This is a genomic window from Sporosarcina sp. FSL W8-0480 (genome assembly GCF_037963765.1).
In the GTDB taxonomy this organism is placed as follows: domain Bacteria; phylum Bacillota; class Bacilli; order Bacillales_A; family Planococcaceae; genus Sporosarcina.
Window position 1 is genome coordinate 1,390,561 of record NZ_CP150166.1, and the last position, 26,375, is coordinate 1,416,935.

Annotated in this window: 20 protein-coding genes and 1 pseudogene; 14 read left to right on the forward strand and 7 right to left on the reverse strand. The window is 38.7% G+C overall.

The features are described from left to right. Positions 1–79: 79 nt before the first annotated feature. A protein-coding gene (locus NSQ43_RS07260) for an IS3 family transposase (RefSeq protein WP_339254324.1) occupies positions 80–1,407 on the reverse strand; the annotation gives its coding sequence in 2 pieces (ribosomal slippage) (positions 80–1,029 and positions 1,029–1,407; 1,329 coding nt in all). A gap of 135 nt (positions 1,408–1,542) precedes the next feature. Next, positions 1,543–1,644, reverse strand: a pseudogene (locus tag NSQ43_RS07265) (YfmQ family protein); the annotation flags it as partial. Between the two features lie 492 nt (positions 1,645–2,136). On the opposite strand from NSQ43_RS07265, the gene NSQ43_RS07270 reads away from it, so the two are divergent. The 7 genes from NSQ43_RS07270 (at position 2,137) to NSQ43_RS07300 (ending at position 14,031) form a co-directional block, all read left to right on the forward strand. After that, positions 2,137–3,672, forward strand: coding sequence for a TIGR02677 family protein (locus tag NSQ43_RS07270; RefSeq protein WP_339254326.1), 1,536 nt, complete (start codon positions 2,137–2,139; stop codon positions 3,670–3,672). Beyond that, positions 3,669–4,895: a TIGR02678 family protein gene (locus tag NSQ43_RS07275; RefSeq protein WP_339254327.1), complete on the forward strand. Its 1,227-nt coding sequence runs from the start codon at positions 3,669–3,671 to the stop codon at positions 4,893–4,895. The genes NSQ43_RS07270 and NSQ43_RS07275 overlap by 4 nt, the downstream gene beginning before the upstream one ends. Then, positions 4,852–9,108 (forward strand): TIGR02680 family protein, encoded by a 4,257-nt coding sequence (locus tag NSQ43_RS07280; RefSeq protein WP_339254329.1) that lies wholly within the window; start codon positions 4,852–4,854, stop codon positions 9,106–9,108. Before NSQ43_RS07275 ends, NSQ43_RS07280 begins: the two co-directional genes overlap by 44 nt. Then, positions 9,086–10,390, forward strand: a complete 1,305-nt coding sequence (locus tag NSQ43_RS07285; protein WP_339254331.1) for a TIGR02679 domain-containing protein — start codon at positions 9,086–9,088, stop codon at positions 10,388–10,390. The genes NSQ43_RS07280 and NSQ43_RS07285 overlap by 23 nt, the downstream gene beginning before the upstream one ends. 322 nt (positions 10,391–10,712) lie before the next feature. After that, positions 10,713–12,644 carry a DUF2075 domain-containing protein gene (locus NSQ43_RS07290; protein ID WP_339254333.1) on the forward strand — a complete coding sequence of 644 codons (1,932 nt, stop codon included), beginning with the start codon at positions 10,713–10,715 and terminating at the stop codon, positions 12,642–12,644. A gap of 25 nt (positions 12,645–12,669) precedes the next feature. Next, complete coding sequence (locus NSQ43_RS07295) at positions 12,670–12,957, forward strand: hypothetical protein (protein ID WP_339254335.1); 288 nt, start codon at positions 12,670–12,672, stop codon at positions 12,955–12,957. Positions 12,958–13,149: 192 nt separating this feature from the next. Further along, positions 13,150–14,031 carry a hypothetical protein gene (locus NSQ43_RS07300; RefSeq protein ID WP_339254337.1) on the forward strand — a complete coding sequence of 294 codons (882 nt, stop codon included), beginning with the start codon at positions 13,150–13,152 and terminating at the stop codon, positions 14,029–14,031. A gap of 90 nt (positions 14,032–14,121) precedes the next feature. On the opposite strand, the gene NSQ43_RS07305 is transcribed toward NSQ43_RS07300, so the two are convergent. After that, the gene (locus tag NSQ43_RS07305; RefSeq protein WP_339254339.1) at positions 14,122–15,174 is read right to left on the reverse strand and encodes a GntG family PLP-dependent aldolase; all 1,053 of its coding nucleotides are present in this window, start codon (positions 15,172–15,174) and stop codon (positions 14,122–14,124) included. Then, positions 15,171–16,376: a cation:dicarboxylase symporter family transporter gene (locus NSQ43_RS07310; RefSeq protein WP_339254340.1), complete on the reverse strand. Its 1,206-nt coding sequence runs from the start codon at positions 16,374–16,376 to the stop codon at positions 15,171–15,173. Before NSQ43_RS07310 ends, NSQ43_RS07305 begins: the two co-directional genes overlap by 4 nt. Before the next feature lie 158 nt (positions 16,377–16,534). Between NSQ43_RS07310 and NSQ43_RS07315 the strand changes: the two genes are divergently transcribed. Then, the gene (locus NSQ43_RS07315; protein WP_339254342.1) at positions 16,535–16,918 is read left to right on the forward strand and encodes a hypothetical protein; all 384 of its coding nucleotides are present in this window, start codon (positions 16,535–16,537) and stop codon (positions 16,916–16,918) included. Between the two features lie 325 nt (positions 16,919–17,243). Here the strand turns inward: NSQ43_RS07315 and NSQ43_RS07320 are convergent, their stop codons facing one another. Together NSQ43_RS07320 and NSQ43_RS07325 are read right to left on the reverse strand one after the other, a co-directional pair. Beyond that, positions 17,244–17,441 (reverse strand): hypothetical protein, encoded by a 198-nt coding sequence (locus NSQ43_RS07320; protein WP_339254344.1) that lies wholly within the window; start codon positions 17,439–17,441, stop codon positions 17,244–17,246. 175 nt (positions 17,442–17,616) lie between these two features. After that, the gene (locus NSQ43_RS07325; RefSeq protein ID WP_339254346.1) at positions 17,617–18,072 is read right to left on the reverse strand and encodes a hypothetical protein; all 456 of its coding nucleotides are present in this window, start codon (positions 18,070–18,072) and stop codon (positions 17,617–17,619) included. A gap of 461 nt (positions 18,073–18,533) precedes the next feature. Here NSQ43_RS07325 and NSQ43_RS07330 point away from each other — a divergent pair, with 461 nt between their 5' ends. Next, entirely contained in the window at positions 18,534–19,310 is a 777-nt protein-coding gene (locus NSQ43_RS07330) for an aminoglycoside phosphotransferase family protein (RefSeq protein WP_339254348.1), read from the forward strand. A gap of 365 nt (positions 19,311–19,675) precedes the next feature. Beyond that, entirely contained in the window at positions 19,676–20,983 is a 1,308-nt protein-coding gene (locus tag NSQ43_RS07335; protein ID WP_339254350.1) for an IS110 family transposase, read from the forward strand. A 546-nt stretch (positions 20,984–21,529) separates the two neighbouring features. On the opposite strand, the gene NSQ43_RS07340 is transcribed toward NSQ43_RS07335, so the two are convergent. Beyond that, positions 21,530–23,236 (reverse strand): transglutaminase-like domain-containing protein, encoded by a 1,707-nt coding sequence (locus tag NSQ43_RS07340; RefSeq protein WP_339254352.1) that lies wholly within the window; start codon positions 23,234–23,236, stop codon positions 21,530–21,532. A 153-nt stretch (positions 23,237–23,389) separates the two neighbouring features. Here NSQ43_RS07340 and NSQ43_RS07345 point away from each other — a divergent pair, with 153 nt between their 5' ends. The 4 genes from NSQ43_RS07345 (at position 23,390) to NSQ43_RS07360 (ending at position 25,823) form a co-directional block, all read left to right on the forward strand. Continuing rightward, positions 23,390–23,899 carry a hypothetical protein gene (locus NSQ43_RS07345; protein ID WP_339254354.1) on the forward strand — a complete coding sequence of 170 codons (510 nt, stop codon included), beginning with the start codon at positions 23,390–23,392 and terminating at the stop codon, positions 23,897–23,899. An 80-nt stretch (positions 23,900–23,979) separates the two neighbouring features. Then, the gene (locus tag NSQ43_RS07350) at positions 23,980–24,633 is read left to right on the forward strand and encodes a vWA domain-containing protein (RefSeq protein ID WP_339254356.1); all 654 of its coding nucleotides are present in this window, start codon (positions 23,980–23,982) and stop codon (positions 24,631–24,633) included. 88 nt (positions 24,634–24,721) lie between these two features. Then, complete coding sequence (locus NSQ43_RS07355; RefSeq protein ID WP_339254357.1) at positions 24,722–24,859, forward strand: hypothetical protein; 138 nt, start codon at positions 24,722–24,724, stop codon at positions 24,857–24,859. Positions 24,860–25,463: 604 nt separating this feature from the next. After that, complete coding sequence (locus tag NSQ43_RS07360; protein WP_339254359.1) at positions 25,464–25,823, forward strand: YciI family protein; 360 nt, start codon at positions 25,464–25,466, stop codon at positions 25,821–25,823. Positions 25,824–26,375: the final 552 nt, after the last annotated feature.

The following is a 26,375-nucleotide window of genomic DNA, read 5'->3' on the forward strand; positions in this document are numbered from 1 at the left end:
ACACTAATAAAGAAGCATGAATCCTTTGAAATGAACTGAGCCCCATTTAATGGACAGTTTAAAAAAACGACGTTTTAGTCTATGCAGCTAAGAGGTGACTTCGGTATTGTTCCGGAGTCATCTTTTTTAAATCCCATTGTTTGCGCGTGCAGTTGTAGTGTCCCATATATTCATCTATCATTATTTTTAACTCTAACAGACTGGATGCTTCCTTGTAGTCTACATCGTCCTTAAAATGACCAAAAAATGATTCTATAGGTGCGTTGTCCAAACAATTCCCCCTTCGGGACATAGATTGTGTGAGTTGCATTGCTTTAACACGTGCTTGGTATTCTGGGGGCGTATAATGAAAACCCTGATCAGAATGAATCATCGCCTCTGGATGGACATTTCCATCTAATGCTTCCTTAAGCTTCCGCAAGGTTCGATATACAATTCCCATATTTAAGCTTACCGAAAGTTCATAAGCGATTATTTCACGGCTAGCTACATCCTTTACACAGGAAAGATAAGCAGTCTGTCCAGTTTTCAATTGGAGATAAGTAATGTCTGTGACGAAAACTTTGCCCGGTTCATCTTGAGTGAATTGTCGATTCAAGAGGTTTGGCACCGTACGGTGTTCTTGTGTAGCCTGAGCCATATTTCTATAAGGATTTTTTCTTCGTATTTTGGAAAAGAGATTAAATTTACGCATTAAACGAAGGATCTTCTTATGATTCATAGGGGTCTCCAGTAATTCCTCTAACGCCATATAGAAGCCTCGATAGCCGATTTTCCCCTTGAATGCATCATAAACACATTTAAGTAACAGGTAATCTTGATAGTCGTTTTCCTCGCGGATGGCATGACTCTCCGATTTTTCTAACCATGCATAATAACCACTTCGATGTACTTTTGCCACTCTGCACAGGTGAGCTGTGAACCTCTTTAATTGAAACTTACGGATCACTTCATTAATCACCTGATATTTCTCGCCTGATGTCAGTATTACTTCTTCGCCTGCCTCTCTAGTTCCTCTAGCTTTTTTAACAACTCGACCTCAGCTTCAAGATATTTAATTCGTGCTTCAGCTTTTTCAAGTTTTTTCTCAGAAGATAATCCTCCAGTCGATGGACGTCCGGTACTTCCTTTTCCACGACGCTCCTCAAAAAATCCCTCTTCACCGTGAAGCTGATAGGACGTTCTCCATCGTCTGAGTGACTGCTTAGCTTTTCCAGTACCAATCATTTCTAAGTCAAATCCATGTTCAGTAAAAATTTGAGAAGGACCTTTACCGCTCAGATTCTCTTTGACAGCTACTATTTTAAACTCAGGCTTATATTGAATAGAACGATCCGAAACTGAATTCACATTTGGATTAGCTTCTAATAGTCTACGTTGGTGTTCATTGAAAATTATTTTACTCATTGAAAACACTCCTGTCAGGATAGTTATTTTTAGTATACCTAGGCTTTTAGACAGAAAAAACCCCAAATGGGGTCACTTTTTTAATAGTGTCTACCATTTGGGGTTCAGTTCAAAATGAGGAATCATGCTTCTTTTTTAGGCCTTTTCAGAAATACTGAAGTTTTGGAGAGGCTCGGAATTAAGGGTAAAAGATGCAACTTTTTTCTTCCACTGCCTGACGACATCAACATGATCAGCGTAAAGGTAAAAATTTCAAAACCTTTCAAGTGCCTATCTCCGCGTTTGTCAGGGGATCGCTTTCAAATTCAATCTTATACTTTTCAATGTAGGTAGCGTAAATCTATTGACCAAATTTTTCACATGTTCAATCGTTTCTTAGCTTGCAGCATAGTGAATCGCCTGGAATCCAAACGCTTTATTGCGTCCTACGATATCGTTCCGACCCCTTTGAAAAATTGGAAGGTATATATAGAAAAACTATAGCAGCATTATCACTAAAAGAATATTAAATTATCGATGTATAAGAGACCATCAGATTGGAATACTAAGTTTGTAGACAGAGTATTCTTGATACGGGGGATTATTTTAAAACATAAGATATTAATAGTATTGCGTAATATTATACTTCCCGGATGACTTATAGTGCAGTTATGAATCATTTTTGCTGGCATATTGGAATTCGCGAAGAAACTAAAAAAGAATTAGTGAAGATAATCGAGGTGAATGTCATTGAATAAGTACGAATTCGATTCTGTTTACGTTTTTAAATATATTTCGGAGCCAAACTCTTATATTTATCGTCCGATAATGCGTTTTTTATACGAAAAACACATGGGACTTGAACATCATTCAGTAATGGCGGATGAGATATACCAAATGTTACTTGAAAACGGCATTGTTGATGACGACTTCACAGAATTAGATTTACAAGATTCTTTAAGTCAGTTGGAGAAGTGGGAGAACATTGCTTCAGATAAGGTAAGACGAAAAGGAATCACTATCGAGGAGTTCAAGAGGAAGCGCTATACCTATCAAATCACGGATGTCGGTGTTGAAGTAGAAGAACTGTTGATTCGGTTGGATGAACTTGACGAACAGTTGATAGGTGGTATGAAGAGCCGTCAGTTTAGTCTGTTGTTGCGTAATCTTGAATTATTACGAGACACTGCACCAAGGTATTTGTCATCGAGCGAAAAAGTGAATGAAATTTGGATGGGCGTTTTTGAAACTTATAAAGCGTTGCGAATAGACGCTTCGAATTATTTGTATCATATTCAAAAAGCGGAAAAAGAGAACCTTTTCAACACGGAGCTGTTCTTGGAGTTCAAGGATAACATTATTCATTTTTTGAGTTCCTATATTTCGGAACTCAATAAAACGAAACACAAAATAAACAAAGTGATTGGTGAGATTAGTAGTGCTCACATCGAAGAGTACATTGATGTGATAATCCAAGAGAATAGAGCCAACGCTCTATTGTATGATAACTATTCGCCTGAGAGGATGCGGGCATCGCTACTATCCAAATGGAAAGAATTGAATAGTTGGTTCTTGGGTGGCGGTGGAAACATGAGTGATATTGATGTGCTGAGTGAAAGAACCAATGAAGCGATAACGATGATAGTCTCCTACGCTAATCGATTATCGGAATCAATGAGTAACTCTCAAAGTCGTATTGTTGATTACAGAACGTTGGCGTCTTGGTTCAAGTCGTGTCAATCATTAGACGGAGCAAGCCAATTATTTGCAGCTGTTCTTGGGGTAACCCACTCAAGAAGCTTATACGCCAAAGATGAAATCCATATAAACCATGATGGAAAATATGTTGATGCAGATGATATCTGGATAACAAATACCGATAACTTCATCATACCGAATATGGGGAATCGGGGACCAAGAGGAAAAACGCAAGCAACATCCATCAAGAACAATCGAATTGAACAGCAACGGAGAATTCGGGCGAAAATTGAACAACGGAAGCTTGAAGAAGAGAGTGTGAAGGATCTAATTAGGAACGGAAAAATCATCTTGGAAGAGGTAGGGGAATTGACTCCGTTTCAGCGTAGGACCATTTTGAAATGGATTAGGAAGACGACGAAACAACGTGTCAGAGGTCAGGAAAGAAACAAGTTATTTCGCACCGAAACAGGTCTTCGAATGAGAATTCGTTACCGAGAAGAAAAGAAACAAATTGAAATCAAGTGCAAGGACGGGATCTTGAAAGGTCCAAATATCGAAATAGTTTTTGAGGAGGATAGTTTATGAGGGAAACAGATACGAAGGAAGGTTTGGTTGTTGCTATTGAAGCTCTATTGGAGAATTTCCTCGTGGAACGCAGCAAGAGCATTGATGCGTTTCGTGAAATTAGGCATCATGAAAAAACAATCAGGAAATTCATGAGCTTCAACTTCGGCTACCAATTAAAAATGGACTCGGAAACAATTAAATTAGAAAAAGTGCCTTTCGTTGCTCGAACGTGGATGGGGGTTGAATCATTCAAAGATGAGCACGACTATATGTTTCTAATGGCGATTCTCGCCATCTTGGAATCAAAATCAGCCGATGAAGGTTTTTTATTGAGTGAAATTATCGAAGAGACGAAAAATTTTCTGGTGGATATTTACGAGGTGGAATGGAAGTCTCTATATAATCGGCAAAGTTTCATACGTGCTTTAACCTATGCGGCGGACATGAGACTAATTACGGTTCTGGATGGGGATATCACTGATTTCGAAAAATCGGAGGAAGGTGAAGTGCTCTATCGGACAACTTCTTTGATTCGTTATGTGTTTCGGAATGTATCCAAGCCCATCTCTGAATTTATAGGCGTTGAAGAATTGTTGCATGACGGATTGGATATGGATAACCCTCTGCACACTTTTTTCAGGAAGTTGTACTTTGAGTCCGTAGTTCACTTTTATGAATTAACGGAAGGCGAAAAAAAGTATCTAGCTGACGAAGAGCATTATGAAGAAATTAAGTCAGCTGTTGAACACTATACGAATTTCAAATTGGAGCGCTCTTATTACTGTTACTACCTAATCAACCGCGAAAGAAAAAGAGGTTTAGAACAGCATCCAAGCTTCAAAAATGAATCCTATATCGTTACACAAGTCGCGAAAGTGCTAACTGAAAGATTAGAGCTCATGGATGAAAAGCCAATGGGTTTGTGGCTGTTGAAAAATCATGAATTTGAATCAATCTTAAAAGAAACGATTGATGTTTTTTCGGTGGCGTGGTCTCGGAAGATGAGGGAAACAAGTTTTGCTAAGCTCAAAGAAATGGTTATTCGTTATGTAACAGATTGGAAACTCGCTACTTACGATGAAACAACAATGGAAATAACCATTTATCCTCCTTTTATTCGAACGATAGGAGATTACGATGAAGATTTACGACAGTATATCGAGTATGTAAAACAACAGAAAGAGGAGAAAATAAACAATGGTTATGGCAAAAGATTCAAGAGAAAATCGATGGGAGCCTAGTAAGGTTGGGTTCATCAACTTCTGGGTGTACGAGAATGAAGAGTATGACTTTTACAAAGGCAACATTCTATACAGAGGGGAAAATGGTCAAGGAAAGTCCGTTTCGATGCAATCGATAGTTCCACTCATGCTGGATGGTAACAAACACCCATCCAGAATTGACCCTTTTGGTACGGGAAAGAGACGCATTATCGATTATTTCATGGTGAATGATGTCGTGGATAAAAACAAAGTTGCTTACTTATATTTAACTTACCAGAAAAAAGAATCGAAAGAGTTGATTACAACCGCTATCGGAATGAAGCCGAAAGATGATTCTACTGTCGATTTTTGGGGGTTCGTTTTGAAAGATGAAAGAATTGAAGTTGATTTCCCTTTAACAAAAAGTATTGGATTCAACAAAGACGGTTTGGAAGAGTTCGTGCCGTTATCCAAACTTGAATTAAAGAAACTCATTAAAACGAAAAAGAACGCTGTCTATGTGGAAACACAAAGAGAATATGCAGAAGAAGTAAATAAGCATATCTTTAAATATGAGAATGTGGATTTGTTTAAAGAATTGACGGACTTGTTAATTCAAATTCGCTCCCCGAAATTATCAAAAGAGCAAAAACCGAATATTTTGTACGACGCATTGAAAAAAGCGTTGCCCGAACTCCCGTCAAGCGACTACACCATGATTTCAAACACCATTACGGACATTGATGACCGGAATCGGAAAATAGAAAACACCGAAAATGATTTAGTGTTGGCAAAAGAGTTGGCGGATGAATATGGTAATTACTGCGAGAGTGTGTTCAGTCATGCAGCTTACCGATTTGTTGAAGCAGTCAATACAGAAAAACGGTTAACGAGTATTGTTGCGAAAAAAGAAGAGAAGTTGGTTGACGAGCTTGCAACTTTCAAGAAGTCGAAAGAAAGACTGGAAGTGTTGGAACTGGAACAAAGTGCAGCCAAGAATAAGCTGGATTTAATAGAAACGCCAGAATTACGAAGCATGAACAATGATAAGGAGAAGAAAGAAAAGGAATTGCTGAAAAAGAAGGAGGATGTACAAAAGAAAACTTCTCAGCGTGATTCAAATGAGTCTACGATGAATCAATTAAAAATTTCAGTAAAGTCTTTTGAAGATGCATGTTTCGACATCGAAAGAGCGTTGAACAACGAAATTGCTGACATCGAACATATCGCAGAAGAGATTCAGTTCCCGGAAAATGACACGTACATCTCTGCTGTAAAAGATAATTTGATTCATTTTCGAAGAGACAAAGGATATTTTACTGCTTGGACAACACGCTTAAAAGACCATGTCAGCAAACTAAAGAACGTCATCGCCCTATTTAATGAAGAAGAACGATTGAAAGAGATGGCTGATACAAAGAGAGAAGAACTCAGAGAAAATGAGTCCGAAATAGAAGAAGCCACGAGAGTGTTGAATTCTACGATTAAAGCGTTGGAATATGAGAAAATGACATATAAGACTGAGTTTCGCGATTGGCTACAGGAGAACGAAGAGTTTTATATTGTTCAGGATAAAATTGGTGAACTAATGTATATTGTTGAGAATATATATGAGGACTCACGAATGATTCCAAGTGTTATTGAAAGCGAACTATCTGCTTTACGAGATGCGTTATTAGAACCAATCAATGACTTGTTTTACAATAATCGAGCTGATATGAAAAACCTAACGGATGAATTGACTGAACTAAAGAACGATAAACAACGGCTTGAAAATGTAAAAGAGATAGAGCCGAAAAGCCGTAGAGTGGAGACTGTAAAACAACGAGAAATGCTTCTGAAGAAGAATATCCCTTTTATTCCGTTTTACCAAGCAGTTGATTTTGCGGAGGGAGTATCGGCTGAAGACAAAGAAAGAATCGAGTCAGCACTTTACGATATGGGTGTACTCGATGCATTAATTGTTCCTGCGGACCATTATGATTATGTCGCAGAAAATGATGCCGTGTTGCTTCCAAAACCGGTAAACGGCAAAGCAGAAACATTAGATAAGTATTTGACGGTTGTAACTCACGACATGGATGTGTCGGATAATGATATTACTGCAATTCTCAAAAGCATCGTTGTAGGTTCAGTAGAAGAGAACACTGCACTTACGATGGACGGTAAATACAGTATCGGTATTTTGAGAGGAAAAGCGGCAAAACAACGAGAGGCGTCTTTCATTGGGGAAGAAGCAAGGCGAAGAAATAGAGAAGAGAAAATAGCAGAAGTAAATCAGCAAATCGAGGAGGTAAACGAAAGAATCTCCGAGTTAACGCAAAGAGAAGTAACCATTCGTGAGCGTAGAGCATTATTGGCAAAAGAATACGAATCACGACCTATCCAAGCTAAAATTACAGAGATGCATGAACAAAGGAAACAGGATGCTTATCAATTGAACTTACTTGAAGAAAGAAATGAAAAAATGAAAGCTCTCCATCAACGGTTATCGGATGATTATGCAAAACAACGCAATGAACGAATCATGCAAAGCAGTTTCCTAAAAGGTCCAAAAGATAAAGAGACTATTGCGCAAATCGTCGAGACAGCGGAAGGGGAGTATCGCGACTTTATCCAATCACTGGCAAATGGTTTTCATTCATTTGAAACGAAAAAAGTGGAGATTGAAGGGGCGCTGGAAAGGTTAGAAAACATTGTTTTGGCGAATGACCAAATATGTTCTGAAATTGATGACTTGGAGCGGGGTATTAAAACTGTTCAAAAGGAAATCGAGAACATAGATGCCATACTGGAAACAAAAGGAATTAAGAAGATTGAAAAAGAGATTGAAATGGAACGAAAAAAGCTGGCTGAAATCGTGAAAGAAATTCCATTGAAAATTGAAGAAAAGACCAATCTGCAAAACAGTATTGCTAACCTGAAAAGTGAAATCGAGAGAAGCCAACGTGAACATTCATTTGCGAACGAACTGTTAGCGGCAAGAAGAGAAGTATTTGAAAATGAAGTCCGAGGTAGGGGTGTGGAGTCGCTATCAGATATTTATCAGCTAGCAACAGAAAAAAAAGATCAACGCGCAAATGTTTCGGATGCAATACAAAAAATGCAGGAATCTGTCTATGACATCCGCTCGAGAGGTTTGGAAGACTATTCCTTAACCAGTCGTGAATCGGTTTCTGGAACATACACCATAGACTTACAAGAGTTTGAGGATAAAAAGGACATCATCTCGATTTTGAAAGATGAAAGAAAGCGCGTAAATGTAGTTCTCTTTGTAAAAGGGACAAAAATGAATCCGCAAGAATTCCATGACCACTTGGAGAGTCAGTTGATTCAACAAAAGTTGTACCTGAAAAAAGAGGAAGAAGCGTTAATCAAAAATGTCATGATTCAAGGAACGGGTGAGAAAATCAGACAATTAATCGTTAAAGCGGAAAAATGGAGAGATGACATCAACCACTACATGAAACAGATGAACAATTCCATTGACTTGCGTTTGATTTGGTCACCAATCAGTAAAGAGGATATGGGCAGAGAAGATGCTTTGTCTACAACCAGATTAGTCGAATTGTTGGGGCGTGATTTTGATACGTTGAAAGACACGGATATCGAAGCCTTAAGTCAACATTTCATATCGAAAATCAATGTTGCAAAAGAAAATCTTAATAACAAAAATAAAAAAAGTGATGCTGAGAACTTAGAGCAGGCATTGAAAAAAGTGTTGGATTATCGCGATTGGTATCAGTTCAAGATTATGTATCAATTACCTGGAGCTAGAGAGAAGACATTGAATGAAGATAATCTCCCTAAATTGAGCGGTGGAGAAAAGGCGATGGCGATTTACATTCCGTTGTTCGCTGCAGCTTATTCCAAGTATAGTGCAGCGGGTGATGACGCACCTTATATCGTTGCTCTTGACGAAGCTTATGCCGGGGTGGATGAGAACAATGTCTCTGAAATGTTTGGTTTCATGGAACAGTTCGGTTTCGATTATATACTTACTTCACAGTCATTATGGGCAGATTTTGAAACCGTTCCAGGTATTAATATTTATGAATTGAGTTTCGATAAAGAGGCTCGTTTTGTTTACGCTGAACCGTGGAGATGGAACGGTAAACGGTTAACGTTAAACGAAGAGATATTGGAAAGGAATAGGTTAACAGTTCAAGATGAACTTGACTTCGACTTTGATTTTGAACCAAATCTTAAACATCACAGGGGTGTTGACGTTGGAAAACAGGCTAATAACTGAGGCAAAAGAATATTTTGGGAGACAGGCATATAAACGCCTGTTTTTCTCTTTCAAGGACAGGATAGAGGCGCTTGGGAAAGTGGGGGGCTCTGCGTTATTCTCCCCGAATGAAGAAGAACGAAAAATGATTGAGAATTGGTTCGGTCGAAAGCTCGAAGGGCAAACAATCAGTATTTCGCTTGTGCAATTTGAAAAACGTCTAAAAGGTAGTAAGTTCGAGGAGTTGACGCTTTGGAAACTTGTCGAAATGATCACCAATCAGCCAATTGTATTAAGAACGGAAAGAATGGCAAAAGAAGAACGAAGAAAAAAAGAGTATTTTGAAGGTCTCCTAAATTCATACCCTCACCCGAATGCACAATTCATTATTACTAAAATGCTACGAAGGGAAAAAGGCGTAACTGGACTGCTTGCATCCTATAATAAGGGTGATAAAGAAAGCATCGAGATACTATTGAAAGCCATATCCAACCTGCCAACAGATGGCGAATTTGTAAGGATTCCTATTTTTGCAGAGCGGATTGCGGGTAATCCACATTACTTCGATAAGACGACTAAACTGACTCAGGCGTTAGAATTATTGCTCGCTGCACAAGAAAATCGACACTATAGAAGTGACATGGACGCGGAAGAAAAAGCGAACCTTCTTTCTGTGTTTGGTTTGGCAAAGGATGATTTACACAGTTTTGTAACATGTTACGGTTTGGAGGCGTATTACAAGGATGAACAAGTGAAACAATGGTTTTGGGCAAATAAAGAAAAAACGGTACAAAATATTCCGTTACGCTCTATAAATAGAATAGATAGGGTAGAACCGACTGAGGGCGAAGTGGTATTTGTTATTGAAAACAGTGCTGTATATTCCAGTGTTATTGACATGTTAGAGGATAACCTGGTGCCAATTGTTTGTACACATGGAAACTTCAAATTGTCTGGTCTTCTCATGTTAAATAAATTAGTTAAAAGTAATACAATTATTTATTATTCGGGTGATATGGATGTTAAAGGTATTACCATGGCAAATTACTTGAAGAAGAAATATGGAGAAAATGTATGGTTTTGGCGGATGGGAATAGAAGATTACTTTGAATCCATATCTCAAGTCAAGATTAATGAAAAGTCGTTAAGAAGGTTAAATTATATACATGAACCTTGTTTGCAACCTGTCATTGACATCTTGAAGGAGAAAATGATTGCGGGTTATCAAGAGCCATTAATAGCAAAGTATGTTTCGGATATAAAACAATATTTAAATGCAAATGGTTTTTTTACTGACACCTAACTGTGATTGGTGTCTTTTTCGTTGAGTCTCTTTACTTGTTAGAAAAACTAGTATTACTAAGGACCAGAACTATAAGCGCTTATAAAGGAAGAAATGTATTTAACCACTAGTCTGGAAAGGATTGGTGGTTATTTCTGTGTTTGCTGATATTGTACATTCCATTGCGAAACAAGATTCAGCAATTACTACGTTAGGGTTCATCAATTTTTATTGTTGATATTTCCGTGCAGAATATGCAAAACTACTGGGAATATAGTCTTGCGGTAAATGGGGTATTGTAAGACAATGGAATTATAGAATTTTTTAAAAAGTTGGTGTACTTATGATTATATATGAATCTACAAAAGAACAATTTGTCGGAGATGTTGTCAATGAATTACTCATTGACCGTCTATACAATTCATATCAGAAAAAAATAGGACGCACATCGAAAGCTGAAATTCGTTCATGGGAGAATTCATTGCAAAAGATGTCCAATGTTATGCAGGACGATGAAATTCCAAATGACGCGGCGGTTGCAATTGAGTTCAATATTCCGAACACTTCTAAACGAGTGGATTTCTTAATTGCTGGCAATGACGGCAATCAGGATCATGTCGTCATAGTAGAGCTTAAGCAGTGGGAAGAAGTTGAAAAGGTAACCAATCGAGATGCAATTGTAAGAACGTATGTAGGTGGAGGCAACCGTAATATAATCCATCCATCCTATCAAGCGTGGTCATATGCTGCACTCATTGAAGACTTCAATGAGAATGTGCAAGAAAAAGAAATTCAGTTAAAGCCTTGTGCTTATTTACATAACTACAGGAAAACAGAAAATGATCCTTTAACAGATGACCATTACAAAGCTCATCTTGAAAAGGCCCCTGTTTTTACAAAGGGTGAAATACAAAAACTTCGAGCATTCATAAAGAAGTTCATTCGAAAAGGCGATCAGAATCATCTTATCTATCAAATTGAAAACGGAAAAATCCGACCTTCAAAATCGTTACAAGACGCGCTGAATAACATGCTAAAAGGAAACGAAGAGTTCATCATGATTGATGAACAAAAAGTATTCTTTGAAGAGGCGTTCCATCAGGCAATTGAAGCGGTTAAGACAAATACTAAGCAAGTCATGATTGTCGAGGGAGGCCCAGGTACAGGGAAATCAGTGTTAGCAATCAATTTATTAGTGAAACTTATAGATCAGGGACTTCTCGCAATGTATGTAACAAAGAACTCGGCACCACGAGAAGTGTATTCAACCAAGCTAAAGGGTGACTTTAGAAAAACACATATTGATAATCTATTCAAAGGCTCAGGGAGTTTTACAGAGGTCGATGATAATGAATTCGATGTACTGATTGTTGATGAAGCCCATCGTCTAAACGAAAAATCTGGGATGTTCCGTAACAAAGGCGAAAACCAGGTTAAAGAGTTAATAAAAGGATCGAAATTCACCATATTTTTCATTGATGAAAACCAAAAAGTCACTTTAAGCGATATTGGCAGTGTCGATATGATCAAAAAGTATGCAAGGCAATACAATGCAGATATCATTTCATGTGCACTCACATCACAATTCCGTTGCGATGGGTCCGACGGATATATAGCATGGCTTGATGATGTGCTCCAAATAAGAAATACAGCAAATAAAAACGATTTGGGAATGGATTATGATATTAGACTTTATGATAATCCGAATGAGATGTTAGAAGAAATCGAAAGGCTGAATGAACGAAATAATAAATCACGAGTAATGGCAGGCTATTGCTGGGAATGGCCAAAGAAAAATCGTCAAGACGTAAATCACCATGATATTAGTATTCCAGAACACGATTTTGGAATCAGTTGGAATATCGAAAACACATGGGCAATCGAGAATTCTTCTGTTAGGGAAGCGGGCTGTATCCATACCGCACAGGGATTAGAGTTTGACTATGTCGGGGTTATCATTGGTGACGATATGCGATTTGAGAACGGACAAATTATTACGGACTTTACAAAGCGGGCAAAGACGGATCAATCCCTAAAGGGAATAAAAGGAATTGCGAAGGAAGATTTGGAAAAAGCACATACTTTGGCAGATCCTATTATCCGGAATACGTATAGAACGTTGATGACGCGTGGGCAGAAAGGGTGCTTTGTGTTTTGTACAGATTCTGCTTTGCAGGAGTATTTGAAGGAAAGGCTGGAGAAGGTTACTTTGTATCGTAGGGAGAGGGAGGAAACACTGTATTTGGTGGATAATGAAGAAGGGTATGATACTTAAGCTGATTCGGAGTATCAGTTTCTAATTGAATTCGGAATTGTTTTACGCTGGTACCTTTTTTTATCATGAAGATGAATTTGGAATTGCGTTTACTACTAATGGAGATACAGAATTTTATTTCCGAACTAATGAAGAAGCGATTATTCCATACATTAAAACAAATTTTGAGGATACTGATTTAAAAGAGGTTGTTATTGGTCCGAAAAATAATAGTGATCTTGCTAAAATTGGAATTCAAACTTACTTAAAAAAATTAGGCTATGACCTATCTAACGTATCAGTTGAAAAGTCTTCTATCCCATTAAGGTTTTAATGAAATCATCTTTAAGCTTGTCCCCTTTGAAGGGAACCTATCAAGCGGTTGACCTAATTTCTGTAAGTCGGTAGTTGAATATGAATCTATAATAAGTCTTATTGTTTTTACAAACAACGGGGGAGGGTACGAGGCTCTTTATGTACTAAGGTATTAAATGAGCCAACAATAAAAATCTATTGGAGGCAATAAATGAATAGAAAAACTAAATCAAATCATAATAAAAAGTACTTTTCTGATGGTGAAGTGTTAGAAAAAGAAGAAGTGAAATTCAACCTTTTTGATACTGGATTAATAATAGGCATAATTACAGTTTTGGGTTATGTAATAGCATATGCTTACCAAAAAGGTTATTGGCAATATTATGGTATTACACAAGAGTTTTTAACACAAATTAGCATAGTTAATATATTGGTTTCCATAACAGTAATTGTTTTTGGTATAGGTACATTGTTTCTCTCGTATCAAGGATTGGTAGGTCCTTTCCGAAATGTAAAAACATCAATATATGTAAAAGTTATTATGAGCTTCTTGCCAAGTTTTTTCATCTTATCTGCGATATTAATATTATTACCTAGGAATCTCATTGAAATTAAGCCGATTTATTTTGTTTATGGTTTGTTAGCTCTATTAATATTATGTTTCACCTCACCAATAATAAGTGAATTTAAAGTAAAGGGTTATAAAAACAAATTAAAAAAAAGTATAGAAAGTAAGATGGATGAAGGAGTAACAATCGAAAATATTGTTTTAAAATATAAACTGTATCCTTCAGCTAAATTTTTTTACTTATACGTAATTTTTATGTTTTCCTTTGGGATAGCATATGCTTGGGGGTATAATAATGCCGTTGATAGAGAAAACTATCTTCTCTTTGATTCTTTTGGACAAACACATTTAGTAATAGATAGTACTAGTGATAAACTTATAGTAACTCCAGTTAATTTATCAAAAAAGGAAATTAACAAGATCTTTCAGGTTATTGAAATTAACTCTGATAGAGATAAGCCACTTATGCTACAAAATGTCAAAATAAGAGGAGGGATCAGTGTTAGTAAGGAGCCTGTATATTAGTTAAATTAATTTTAGTACCAGGTTCTCATTGAATTTTGAATTATTTTCGAACCTGGTACCTTTACTAATATAATTGTATAGTATCTTTCCTTATCTCTTTCTCTTTCCCTCCATTAGTTCCCTAAAAGTACTAACTACATAATCTATTTGATCATCTGAAACCAAATAATGAACAATCATCCGAATCTTTTTTGCCCCTATCTTTTTCACTTTTATTCTTTTTTCTCTAAGATCACTAATTAGCTTATCGGCATCCATTTCACTATGATCTATAGCAACCGATATTATATTCGTTTGCACATCCTTCAAATTAATGAAGAGACCTTCTATTGCTGCTAACCTCTCCGCCAATTGCTTAGCCTTGTAGTTATCCTCTTTTAATCGATCAATCATATTTTCCAAAGCGTATATTCCTGGAGCTGCGATTATTCCAGCTTGTCTCATGCCACCGCCAAGTCTTTGGCGGTTTATTTTTGCCTCTTTGATAAATTCCTTTGTCCCTACAAGAATGGAGCCTAATGGACAACCTAATCCTTTTGTGAGGCAAAACTGAGCGGCATCTACATACTTGCAGAACTCCGACGGTTCTATGCCTAATTCTACGGAAGCATTAAAAATCCTTGCTCCGTCAAGATAGACAGGTAACCCATATTGCTTCGCAACTTCTTGAATTTCTTTCATGTTTTCAAGGGTAACTATTTGTCCAAGGTTTAAGTTGTACGTATTCTCTATAGAGATTAAAGCTGTTTTAGCCCTTTGGATATCGCCCATAGAAATTGAGGATTCTATAAGTTCGGGATCGAAATATCCATTCTCTACATGAATTGGCCTTGCTTGCACTTGTGATAACGCTGAAAGTGCGGCACCTTCTAAATTGTAGATGTGGGACTCGTTTCCAAGGATAATTTCCTGTCCCCTTGTTGAATATCCCATTATCGCAATCTGGTTTGCCATTGTGCCGGATAGGGCAAGCATTGCGTCTTCCATGCCTAACAGGTCGGCGGCTTTACGTTCGAGTTCATTTACCGTACTATCTTCCCCCATAATATCGTCGCCAAGTGTAGCGTTTGCAATTGCCTCGATCATTTGAGGTTTCGGTAGGGTGACTGTATCACTTCGAAGATCGATTTCTTCAACTATCATACGGTTTCACTCTCGATGTCAGTTGAACTTGTTGATTCCTGACTTTCGTTTTTTTCCTTTCCGAAAAATCGGTTGACAATCATAAGTATTGAGCCGTCACCTGTAATATTTGTAGCTGTCCCGAAGCTATCTTGAATCATGAACAGCGCTAACATAAGGCCAATCGCTTCATCCCCGAATCCAAGGGTTGACTGTAATATTCCGATTGCGGCCAATGCGGATCCACCTGGGACACCTACAGCTCCAACCTCAATTACACCAAGTATTAGTATGAAAGAGATGATCACGCCAACAGGGGGTAGCTCACCACCTGTTAATAGCGTTACTGTGATCGCACTTATTGTTAACGTCATGGCAGCGCCTGAAAGGTGAACGTTTGCTGTCAGTGGCATAACAAAATCTGCAATCTTTTTATTGATGAACGGAATCGTTCTTGCTTGTCTAAGGGAAACTGGCATTGTTACTGCACTCGACATTGTTCCAAATGCCGTGAAATAGGCAGGTAGCATTGCTTTGAAAACAACAAATGGATTTTGCTTGGAAATCATTCCTGCCAACGCATACTCAATGAACAGCCAAATGAATTGCATGATGACAATTAAGACAAGCATTTTACCGAAGACCGAAATCGTTCCAAACAATGCACCCTTGGCAGCGATACCTGCAAATATGCACGCGATGAAAATAGGGAGAACTGGAATGATGAATTTTTGAATGACACGCTCGACTACGTTTCTAAATTCAATGACAGCACCAGAAAGGATTGGCGCTTTGCCCCATGTAGAAGCCATTCCGATGATAATCGCCAATACCAAAGCTGAAATAATGTTCATCAGAGGCGGGATATCAAGGGTGACAAAAGGTGCACCGATTTTAATGCTTTCAACGACTTCACCTGCCTGTATAGCAAAATTCGGGATGATTAAATAGGCTGCCACTGCAGCAAGTCCACAAGCTATTATCGTATCCAAATATGAAATCCCGATCGTGAAACTTAATAGCCTTCCAGCCTTTGTCTCAAATTCTGCAATACTTGCCGCAACAAACGCAAAAATGATTAAAGGAATAAAGAATTTGATGAGATTACCCAATAGCATACTACCGGTTTCCGTAAATCGAATCATCCAATCAGGGCCGAAGATTCCTATCAAAATACCGATACCAAGACCAAGCAACAATTTCGGAATAAGACCAAACTTCATATACTCTCCCCCTATCTAATGTATGGTGCTGCGTACAATAGACTATATGCTTGTACATTAGAGGCAATGCCGGAACAGTGTGGGATGTTTTAGCCGCGAAGGCTTTACACAAAACAAAAGATGAAGTTCATCAACGATATCAGTTCAAGAGTAAACTAATGCGCGAGCTAATTCGCAATAAAAACTATTCACGTACAGCCATACAAGCCGTTTTTCATTTCATCGATTACTTGTTACAATTGCCTGAAGCATATACTAAAAAGCTATCGAACGAAATACGACCAATTATAAGAGAGGAGACGGAGCTAATGGAACTATATAATAAGGAAAATGCTTCCCCAACCATTAAAAATGCTTTTGATTTGGAGTGGGAAAGGGGAGTCCAGCAGGGATTGGAGCAAGGCTTGGAAAAAGGGTTAGAGCAAGGCGTGAAAAAAGTAGTTCTCGAGATGTTGAGAAAGGGAACACCGACGGAATTCATAGCGGAAGTTACACACTTGGAAAAAGAAGAAATTGAGAAAATGAGGGAAATGCTGCAGTAAAACCATCAATTATTTAAATTGGCATTTTCGTTGAATCTCGAATTGCATCAGATTTCACTATTACATTCACAATATTAATCAAAGTAGTCTTATCGTCTAACCAGAAAAATAACCCATCCTTGAGTGGTCTCTCATAACGGATGGATCATTTTAATACCAGAGCTGATCCCCTTGTAGGGAACCTGCTATTACAGACCGCCTAATGTTAGCAGCATTCGGTGGTCCTTTTTATTTTATTCATTTTCAGTAACTATAGACTTATAACAGAGTATTTTTTGATTATTTCTATAGAATTGCGACCTTCCGATGGATTTGTTGGATATTATTAATAGTAGTCCTCTACTTTTTTTAGTGACTCCAAAAAATGTAACACAATATTGTTGAAAGTGTACTCTAAATTGTCAATTGAATAAACGATTAAATCGGTTTCATCTTTATAGCCTTTATTGTGAACAGGTTTTACACTACTGTTTTGAATCAGAGCTTTGGCAAGCTCAATTGCAAGTTTTTTATTCTCATCCAAATTAAACACCTCCTTTGTGACAAGACTTGATTTACGATACCATCTCATTGAAATGATTACTGGCACTGGTATGTAGCACCTCTACCGTTTTTTTTTAAGAAAGACAATGAATGTACTAGTAAGTGATTTGGTAGATTACCAATAGGATTTACACATAAAGACCACAAAAACTCAATCAATGTTGTTTTGAGGATGAATTATTTAATAAAGCACCTATCAACGCAAAGATAATGAAACTTGCGATAGCAAAAAGTAGAGCTAACATAACCAATGACAAAGCATTAAGTAAGGCTCTACCTACCACTACACTTATGATTAGCAATAAAATGGAAACGATAATTTTGTTAATTATCATTTCTGTCTCAAATAGAATGTTTTTTGTTATGTTCCAAAAAGTAATTACGAAAATAGCTAAACCAGCTACCTTCATTAACAATGGAATTAGCAAATTAATGAAAACTGAGATACTGTCCTCTCTATTGAACATTAAGCTAATTATTGAGGTTCCAGAGTTATATTCCGTGATAAGTGGTTCGGCAAGAGTATCTGAGAAGAATAAAAGTGCAAAGGCCGACAAAAGGGCTAAAGTATAAAGTAAGATATCTAAATAACCATAGTTTCTTTCTTCCAACACCGTCCTCCTTTCCTAAGTTTATAAAAATGACTGTCTGTTTATCCTACTATCTAATTATTGATACTGTGTTTATTTGACTATATGCTTGGTCAATATAGAGCATGCCTTACCCAAGGGGTGGGGGCTGGTATTTTATTTGAACCCCTTCCCCTTATTTTAGAGGATTTTATCCTTTAACGACGAAGGTGTTCCTAAGAAGAAAAAGGAAGTTGGGTAAATATTAAGGGGGAGTTATCTAATGAATTTAGGAAAAACCATTCAAATATATATGCCAGATGGCTCGCCAACCAGTATTATTTACAAATGGGGTCAATCCGGACAAGGGACAAGTGGGTGCGGAGTGGATTCCGATTGAAGAGTTAATGGGCTACCAACTGTTCCCGCGAGAATTAAGGCAGCATTTGATAACGTATAGTAATGAAGGAAGATCATTAATTTATATGGGGGATATTAATTAAATGATTTTAGGAGATCCGATTGGTGAAGGGAACACTGCGATAATTTATCTTTATGAAAACAGGATCGTGAAAGTATTTAAAGATCACTTGCCGGATACCGAATCGGCTTACGAGGCGAATAAACAACGGATAGCTTATGCATGCGGACTTCCTGTCCCAAAAGTGTTAGATGTCAGGAAGATAGATGGAAAACAAGCGATTATCATGGAATATATTGAAGGGAAAACACTCGGGGAGTTATTTTTTAAGGACTTGGAGCGGGCAGAACACTACATCAGCAAGTCTATTGATATCCAGCTGAAAATTCATCTGATTCACCTAAAATCACTTGAGTTTATGTCTGAAAAGCTTCTTCGAGAACTCGAGAACTCCCCTCATCTGGATAAAAGTCACAAAGAAGTTTTGATAAAAAAATTACATTCTATTGCCTATGAAAAAAGACTTTGCCATGGGGATTTTCATTTATTGAATTTAATCATGTCAGATGACAAAGTGACGATTATAGATTGGGTGGATGCGAGTGCGGGAGATATCCGTGCTGATGTTTGCCGGACGTATCTGTTGTATGCAGATCTGTCGTTGGAAGTGGCTGAACTTTATTTACGGCTGTATTGTGAAAAAAGTGGGTTGCTGAAAGAGGAGATTTTACAATGGTTACCGATTCTTGCCGGGGCTAGGTTAACTAAAAATGTTCCTTCGGAGATCGCGGAGGGTCTGTTAGAGATTGTGAATACTTACTGTATGGGGGATTTGGGTGGAAAAAATGACTATGAATGAATATGGCTGGGCTTGCCATTCCAGATGAAGTTGTTATGTTGATTCGACTGAAGGAAGGAAGATTTAGTGAGGGAGGGGGACCTCGAGTTTCTTTTCAAGCTGGTGCAAGAGATAAAATGTAAGTACCAGGTTCTACTTGAATTTCAAATTGTGTTAGAACCTATTATGTAATATAACTTCTAAAACGCAAAAAACCATCGTTTTCAGGGTATATAGAAAGTACCAATCACAGAACTTCCTTAACCCAATCCCACTACAATGAAGGAGTGAAAACGATGGCTGTACAGCTATTTAATCATAAACCGGGGAAAAATGGAAGTCATTGGATTGAACTACTAAGAAGCGGGTAGGCTCATACGATTCTCGTGGTAGCTATCGACATTGGCAAATATACGCACAAAGTGATGATGGCAAATGTCTATCAGGATGTGGTGGTTAAGCCGTTTGAATTAGATGCTTCCCTTTCGGGTTTTCAGCTGTTGGTTGCGAAGATTGAGGAAACATGCCAGAAGAATGGGCTGGATGAAGTCGTTGTTGGCATTGAGACAACTGCTCATTATTATGAGGATTTGGTGAGGCTTTGCCACGAAAAAGGGTATGTTGTCCGGGTGATCAACTCCGCTACCACTTCCATCGAACGAGAATCCATGTTGAACTGGTCAAAGACCGATGATTTAGACTTGGTTGCCATTGTCCATTCCATTCTCCAAGGAAGAGGCAACCCACCAAAAAGCTTGCGGAAGGAACTGCGAACGTTAAAGAAGCTAACGCGCTTTCGCAGGGAATTGGTATCGCAAAGAACTCGACTGACGAACCAGCAGTTTGCCTTAATGGATACCATCTTCCGGGAATTCCAAGGAAAGACCGTATGGGTGGATGGGAAAAAGCAGAAGAAAAAACCCTTCTCCACGATGGAAACCAAGACAGTTCAATATTTAATGCGACATCACCCGCACCCTGAAGATATCCTAACCCTTGGAGAGGAAGGTCTCTACGAACTTTCTCGGAAAGAGAATTTAAAGCTTAGAAAAACAGCCGTTGACTGCCTTTTGGAGTTCGCTAGAGAATCCATCTCCCAACCGAAAGAAGAACTCGCTGCCGAATTGTATCAACTGAAAGTGACTCTTGATCTGTTAGACAACCTAAAAGAAAAGATCAGTGACCTGGAAAAGAAGATTGAAGAACTTCTCCTTCCGACTGACGGGGCTCTCCTCCTAAGCATTCCTGGAATCGGAAAAGTCTTGGCAGCTGAATTGCGTGCAGAAATTGGACCAATCGACGACTACACACACGCTGGGCAACTAATTAAATTAGCAGGCACTAACCCCATTGTTAAACAGTCGGGCGGGCATAAGGCGACCTACGGAGGAATCTCCAAGCAAGGGCGTAGACATTTCCGTTCGGTAGTCTATTTGGTTGGAAGTAAATGTTCAGTCCTCAACCCGGAACTTAGGAAGCACTATCTAACACTGATTGATCGGGGCAAGAAGCCAAGACAAGCCTACATCGCCATTGGAAACCGAGTTCTTCGATTGGCATTCGCAATGCTTAGAGACCGGCAACTATACCAAAGTAGGGATCCGGAGTATTCGTTAAAAAGCATCCTTGAATGCAAGATTGGTACACAAGAAAACCGGCGCCAGTTCTGCGAAGCATATGTATTCCCATCATAACGCATAAAGGATAGACATAACGGACAGAAGTTGCGTAGCGTTGCCACTTTACGTGGAGAAGCGGGCATTGATAGCCTTAACAGGCAGAGCCAGTCCTCAATAAAACTGGCTTCCTAACTTGAAAGTCATGCCCGCCGAGGCTCCATGTCAAGTGGCAACAAAGGGACCAACCACCCGCTATTTGCCTAACAAAGATACTGGTCAAAAGCAAAAAAGAATTCCACTTACATGCGCATGTTTCCGGGACATTAGATTACATCGAACCGAGAACCAGAGGCATTGTGACCTCGTGTGCCAGCGTTATGGATCTTGTCCTGCAAATACGAATAATACGTGAAACACTCTATAGTTTAGATTGAATAGGCTGTATCCCTGCAGGATGAAAATGCAAGATCCTTTCGTGTCGCGGAAACACGCGCCTATACTGTTCTGTGATGGTGTAGTTTTTAAAAATTATCTTTGAAAGCTTTAGTTTCGTGCGGCCATTTTTTGTGAAATACATGGCTTGACTTATATTGCATTATACGCTGGTACCCTTCGCCAATGTCAATAAACAATACCTTCCCACGTATGACTCTCAAATAATTCTGCTGAAGGATCAAAATAATCTTCGGTGTAGTCCGCGACAAATACACCGTCTTCTACATAGCCTGAACCCCATGTTGGATCCATCGTCAGCCATAAGCCGTTCATCCATACTTCCACCCAGGCATGATACTCTCTATCAATTCCTTCTCCAACGGTTCCTGTGGCAAGCCTCGCTTCCATTCCGGCTGCACGGAGAAGTGCAATGGCAAGATAAGAATAATCCATACACATCCCGGATTTTAATCGAAGCGTTTTTAAAGCACTATCATCCCATTCATTTCCGGTGTAATAAAGTTTATCTACATCATAGGAGATTGTTTTTGCTGTATATTCATAGATTGCTTTTGCTTTATCACGGGCTGACTTTTTATCTTTCGTAAGCTCATTTGCCAATGCGATGATTACAGGATCTTCAGATTGGACACCCCTTGAAGGCAGCGTATCGCGCTGATCTTTTTTAGCGCTATTATTTACTAAGAAATGTGCCGCTACAGTATACGCAGCCATATCCATTGTCGTTTTCTCACTGTCCGGCACACTGACGGTCACAAGGTAGGTTCCTGAACCGAAACGTAAATAGAATTCATCATCAAACATAAAATCTATGACTGGGATAACATACGTTGCATACTCATTGTTTTTACTAGTTGTAATGTGAAGATGTGTTGTTTCTTTTGCAAAAGGGGCATCTTTGTCGATGAATCCTTTCAAGCGATAGACCGAGTCTGCTTCGCCACCGCCCTTTTCAGGCGATTCAATCGTAACCCCTCTTAAATCATACGCTAAGTTATAAATAATCGTTTCCATCCCAAGATCAGAATCGTTATCGATGATAATTGCTGTTCCTTCATTGAACCAATCCTCAATCTCCATATCCGGAACGGAGACAAATAATTGATGCTTCCCTTTCCCGAAGAATATAGGAATGTCGACTTTGAATTCGCCATTTTCTACAGGGATGGTATCCGTCCAGACTACCCCGTTCTTTGCAAGCTGGATCATGATATCGTTTTGTCGTATTTTCGTCGGATCTACTTTCCCTTTAAGTGTGAATGGCTCATTACCATTTATCAAACCACCATGCGGCTCCAAAATAGATAAACCGACTTTCAGACCTTCAGGGGTATATGTGATATCGCGTTCCAAGTTAGGATTTACATTATATACCGTGAAGTACATAGTTTCATAGTAATAATCATCTGGCCGATCGTTTGCGGGTAGTGATACAAAAACAGCATAGAGCCCTTCGCCTTTAAAAAGCTTTGCATCTAATTTGAACTTACCATCTTTAAGGGGTACAGAGTGATTTTGATAGCCATCAACTTCATTGTCACCGATTCGTACAACTTGTATCTTGGCATATTGTGATATGAATTGTTCATACTCTTCGACTATACCTTCAATCGTGACAGCTCCATTAGCTGCGAAATTTGACTGTGAGGGCTGGATTAACTGAGCACCAATGATTTCCGCGTAACCTCTCATTTGTACAGGCTCATGCTTGAGTTCCTTATTTTTCTTCTCAACTGCTTCTTCTAATGCAAGCAATTGCTGTTGGACCAATGTTTGTTGTTCTTCGTTTACGGATGGTTCATCTGAGCATGCTCCAACTACGAATAGGCTGATTACTAAAACTAAAAGTAGGTGAAACTTTTTGATGGGCATAGGTTCCTTCCAGAGGATTTAGTTTCAAGTCCCAATGTTCCTATTAATCTTACTATGGTAGAATGATTGTGTGCAACCGGGTAAAAGTTCTCATTAAATGTCGAATTGTTTTAGAACCTGGTAACCTCTCTTACGAAAGCAAAGGAGAATCCCATGTCCCTTCCTCACCAAACTATGCTGAAAATCCAACAATACTTAGATGATCATTACATAAAAGAGCCTTCCACAAGCTTTTATCTTAAAGAAGATAGCTGTGAGTTGTTCGAAGCAGAAGTAATCCTCCATGAAAGCCGCCGCAGTTTGGAAGATCTATTGGAAAATGTGGATGAAACCTTCACGGAAATGCTGCTGCGGAAGATTGATGAAAAAGGGTTGACGGATAGCGAGACGTATAGAAGAGCGCATATTGATCGGAAGCTTTTTTCGAAGATCCGGAATGATCGTGAGTACCGGCCAAGTAAACCGACCGTGCTTGCTTTTGCGCTTGCCTTGCAATTGAATTTGGATGAGACGCATGACTTGTTGCTGAGGGCTGGATTCGCGTTATCGCCTAGCAGCAAATCGGATCTCATTGTCGAATATTTTATTAGCCAAGGGAATTATGATCTGTTTGAAATTGATGAGGCACTATTTACGTTTGGTCAAAATGTGTTACGTACCTAAATTTGTCGCTTGGGAAGCGACCTATTAACGGTTTTAGAGTGTTATCCTCAACTTACACTGACGTTGAGGAGGAAAACAATATGAAAGAATGCAAGACTGAATTGGTTTTTATCCTGGATCGAAGCGGTTCTATGAGCGGTTTGGAAAGTGACACAATCGGCGGCTTTAACGGGATGCTGGACAAACAGAAAAAGGTAGAAGGAGAGGCACGCGTCACCACAGTTCTATTTGATGATGAATACGAAGTCCTGCATGATGGGATGGATCTCCAAGCGATTCAACCAATGACAAGCAAGGAGTATTATGTAAGAGGCATGACTGCGTTATTGGATGCAATCGGAAAAACAATCCTTCTTGTCAGCCATGCCCAAGAGAAGATGGCGGAAGAGAAGCGTGCAGGGAATGTGTTGTTTGTCATTACGACGGATGGGTTGGAAAATGCGAGCTGTGAATTTACCGTTGACAAGATCCGAGAGATGATCGATTTTCATAAGGGAAAGCAGGGTTGGGAATTCATCTTTCTTGGTGCAAATATCGACGCCGTTGCAACCGCCAGCCAGTTCGGCATTTCAAGGGATCGTGCAACCAATTTTCACGCTGATGGTGACGGAACAGAACTGAACTATACTGTAATCAGTGAAACAATCAGTTTGTTCAGGGCTCATAGCGAAATTTATGAAGATTGGAAAGAAAAAATTGAAATGGATTTCAATACGCGGAGTTCGAAACGCTAACAGGGTGCAAAACACAATACGCCCAATCATATCGGAATGGATTGGGCGGAAGTAATGGACATCAACATACAATTGAGGGGGGCAATCCGTGAGTACCATTGAAAAGGCATTCCAGTTTGCATTGCAAAAACACGAAGGGCAATACCGAAAAGATACCCAAATCCCTTACATTACTCATCCATTTGCGGTAGCCATGAATTGTTTTAAATCCGAAAATCAAATTTAAAAAGTCCGATAGTTTTCAGTGAATTGTTATTTTTAAGAACATACGTGTGGTATAATAAAAGTGTAATAGAATAGGTGACTCAAGGGTGGTCGGCCATTTCCCGCAAGAAGGCAATCTAAGTTCGCCGCGTCCTGCGGCAACGATTGCATGACCTACGTCCTGTAGGCCCGGAGGTGGTCGGTATGACAGTATTTGAAGCGCTAATGCTCGCAGTTTCATTCGCAGCGTTAATCGTAGCAATTTCGTCGTCTAACCATAAAAAATAACCCATCCTTGAGTGGTCGCTCATAACGGATGGATTACTATTTCCAACTAAGCTGATTCCCCTTGTAGGGAACCTACTATTACACAAGCCTAATGTTGGTAGCATTAGGTGGTCTTTTTAGTTTATTCATTTTCAACAACTATATACTAATATCATCATTATAGAGTAGTTTTTTGATTATTGCAATCAAATAGCGGTTTCTGATGAACTTTGACATCTACGACCGTCATCAAGAAAAGGTTGACGCCATCGCTGTCCACACATCACCTAACAAAATTCCATTCAAAAACAGTTTACCTACTATTATTTCAGTAGAATAAAAACAAAGGGGAAAAGTCTATGAGATATCTAATATTGTTAACTCCATCAACAAATTGGATAGATGGTGTAGTTCTCCATAATCAACCGTTCATGCCTGAACATGCTGTTTATGTTCAAACCGAATATAATAAAGGGAATATCGTTTTAGCAGGACCATTTGGTGGGTCAACAGGGGGAGCAATTGTTATTGATGCAGCGAATGAAGAAGATGTTATTCAGTTTGCTGAAAATGACCCTGCAGTTAAAAACAGTATCTTCAGTTATGAAATAAAGAAATGGGATTATAAGATGAGCAAATTTGAGAATGAAAGTCCTGATTTTGACCAAGGTTATATTGATTACAAACATAAGATTCAAAAAGATTTAGGGATTATTTAAAATGCCACTTCTTTGATCACTACAATAAGAAAACATATGCCTAAAGCCGGGCATAAACGAAGGGAGGAACAAGTAATTTCGTATAATGCCGTGACTGGCTTGTACCTTTCGGCTGCACCTCTTGTAAGCATATATTTCAGTACAATCATCTTGTAAATTTTATTCATATCAGTTCGGTTTACTTCAATAAATCTCATACTTTAACATTCTGTTAGAAATGGCTTTGTGGATTCCAAAGAGTTCACGGGCCTTTTTTGTGTCACCAAATGTGCAGGCAAGAAGCTTTTTCATCCGACTGAATAGGCTTGTGGATACTTTGACGAATCTTATAGAGACGTGTAGTTAAGATCTAAAAGGAACCTGACTTTTTCAAGGTCAATATAAAATACCCTAATGACAAGCAATCTCACTTACAACTTCAACGCATGAAGGAAGTGCATGTACCAGCGTATAATGCAATATAAGTCAAGCCATGTATTTCACAAAAAATGGCCGCACGAAACTAAAGCTTTCAAAGATAATTTTTAAAAACTACACCATCACAGAACAGTA